The sequence below is a fragment of the Streptomyces alkaliphilus genome (assembly GCF_014141535.1).
GTDB lineage: Bacteria > Actinomycetota > Actinomycetes > Streptomycetales > Streptomycetaceae > Streptomyces > Streptomyces alkaliphilus.
The window spans coordinates 1-985 of record NZ_VKHT01001401.1 but is presented as its reverse complement, the minus strand read 5'-3'; the positions used below and the strand labels follow the sequence as shown (position 1 = coordinate 985).

Here is a 985-nt window from a genome sequence, read left to right as displayed (position 1 = left end):
GTGGAGGGGCCGCGGGACGGGCGGGGTCACGCGGTGCACCCCCGGGCGGCGCGACGGGTGTCCAGGCCGGTCAGCCCGCGCACCGCGACCAGCGCCTTCTGTGCCGGGGGGAGGGAGACCCGGCCCCGCAACACCGCCGCGGGATCGGCCGCGATGTGATCCAGCAGGCGGTGGTAGATGCCGGCCATGGCCGCGACGCAGGCACCCGAACGACGGTCCAGCAGCGGCAGCAGGCGCAGCCCGTCGGCGAAGAGCTCGCGGGCACGGCGGACCTGGAAGCGCATCAGGCCGGTGAAGTCCCCGCCGGCCGGCGGCACGGCGGCCCGGAACCCCTCCTGGCAGCCGAAGCGGCGCAGTTCCTCGGCGGGCAGGTAGCTGCGGCCGTTGCGGGCGTCCTCGCGCAGGTCGCGCAGGATGTTGGTGAGCTGGAGCGCCAGCCCCAGCGTGTTGGCCCGCTGGACGGCGCGGTCCGCGTCGGGGACGCCGGGTACGGTGCCGAAGACCCCGAGTGAGAGCCGCCCCACGGCCCCCGCGACGCACCGGCAGTAGTCCCGCAGGTCGTCCCAGGTGTGGTACCGGCGTCCGTGCACGTCCATCAGCACCCCGTCGATCAGCTCGTCCAGGGCGTCCACCGGAATGGGGAAGGTCCGCACGGCGTCGGCGAGGGCGAGGGCGACGGGGTCGGTGCAGTCCTCGGTGATCTCCCCGGCGCGGATCCTCTCCAGGAGGATCCGGCACTCCTTGAGCCGGGCCTCCTTGGCCTCCGGGGGCAGGGGGCCGTCACCGATGTCGTCCACCCGCCGGGAGAAGGCGTACAGGGCGGACATGGCGTGGCGGCCGGGTCCGGGCAGCAGGCGGATGCCGTAGGAGAAGTTGCGGGCCTCCAGAGCCGTGACGGTCTCGCAGTAGCGGTGGGCGGCGATCACGGCCGGGGCCGGCCGCGGGCTTCTGGTCACGGGGTGGCGCTCGCGTTTCTGCTCGGGGA

At 74.8% G+C, this 985-nt stretch carries 1 protein-coding gene; it reads right to left on the bottom strand.

Going from position 1 to position 985, the window contains the following annotated elements; genetic code table 11:
* Window positions 1-26 precede the first annotated feature (26 nt).
* Entirely contained in the window at window positions 27-956 is a 930-nt protein-coding gene (gene hpnD, locus FNQ90_RS24735) for a presqualene diphosphate synthase HpnD (protein ID WP_143625220.1), read from the bottom strand.
* Between the last annotated feature and the right edge of the window lie 29 nt (window positions 957-985).